Annotated in this window: 1 protein-coding gene; it reads right to left on the reverse strand. The window is 67.6% G+C overall.

The genetic code is table 11. The annotated features are described in order from the left end of the window. The coding region (locus EET03_RS05110; protein ID WP_136625646.1) for an HNH endonuclease signature motif containing protein at positions 1-1,168 on the reverse strand (1,168 nt) is incomplete at its 3' end. Positions 1,169-1,415: the final 247 nt, after the last annotated feature.

Consider the following 1,415-nt stretch of genomic DNA (forward strand, 5'->3'; position numbering starts at 1 on the left):
GCGGTACCGCGGGTGGGGGTTGGGTTGGTGGGCGCGCCAGCGATCCCGGGCGCAGCGGTCGGCCGGTGTTGTCGGTGACGGTGAGGGCGTCTGCGGGTCCGGTGATGGTGATGACGCCACGGTGGTGGCTGCGGTGGTGATAGGGGCAGAGCAGCACCAGGTTGGCCAACTCGGTGGCACCGCCGTCTTCCCAATGGCGGAGGTGGTGGGCGTGCAGGCCGCAGGTGGCATCACAGCCAGGAACCGCGCAGGTGCGGTCGCGGTGCTCGAGCGCGCGGCGAAGCCGCCGGTTGATCAGGCGGGTCGTCCGGCCGGCGCCGATGACCTCGCCGTTGCGTTGCAACCATGCTTCACAGGTGGCATCACAGCTGAGGTATCGGCGGTCGGCGTCGGTGAGCAGCGGACCCAGATGCAGTGCAGCGATGCGGTCCTTGACGTCGAGATGCACCACCACCGTGGTGTGCTGCCCGTGGGGCCGGCGGGCCGCCTCGGTGTCCCATCCCGTCTCGACCAGCCGCATGAACGCCTCGATGGTGGTCGGCAACGGCGGTGCGCTATCTGATGGGGCGTCGGCGTTGTCGTGATCGTGTTTCCACTCGGCGATCAGGGCATCACGATGCGAGGCCACGGCGGCGTCGAACTTCGCGGCGTCATGGTGAGACAGGCTGATCCGATAGCGGCTGCCCCACTCGGTGGTGGTCGTGGTGATCGAACCCTCGGGCTCGCGGCGAGGTTCGGGTTCGGGTCGCGGTTCCAACTTCACCGCGGTGCGCAGCTGAGTGACCGTGGCGACCCGGGCCAGCTGCGCGTAGTGCTCGTCAGATCCCGCACCGGCGCGGGCCGCGATGACGCCGAGCTGATCCAGCGACAGCCGGCCCTCGCGCATGTCTTGGGCGCAGCGGGGGAACTCCGTAATCCGGCGCGCGATGGTGGCGATTGTGTGCGCGTTGGCCGGCGAGCAGCCGGTCTTCCAGGCCACCAAGGCCGGCATCGACCGCGCCCCGGTAGCCCCCCACAATTGGTCGCGATCGATCTCGGCCACGATCTCAACAATGCGCCCATCAATCGCGTTGCGCTGACCGGTCAACTCCGCCAACTCCGCAAACAACACCTCAAGACGCTCACCAGGAGCGGCCACCACGGCGCCAGCGGGTGCACTCGAAGACATGACGTCATCATCGCAGCCACCCCCGACAAATCCGGCCCACCCGATCCCCGCGGGGTGTGCGGCACGAATGTAGGTGACGGGGGTTGATGCTGGTGGCGGTGTAGTCTGGTTGTGTTATGGACAACCAGACTTGGAGGAAAGGGTGACCGAACCATCGCTGGGCGACTTGGAACAGCAGCGCGAGTGGTTGTATGCCGAGCTGGCCGGCACCGGAGATTTCCGGCGGGGCTCGATCAGCGAGAACTAC

The organism is Mycobacterium innocens (genome assembly GCF_900566055.1).
Lineage (GTDB): Bacteria > Actinomycetota > Actinomycetes > Mycobacteriales > Mycobacteriaceae > Mycobacterium > Mycobacterium innocens.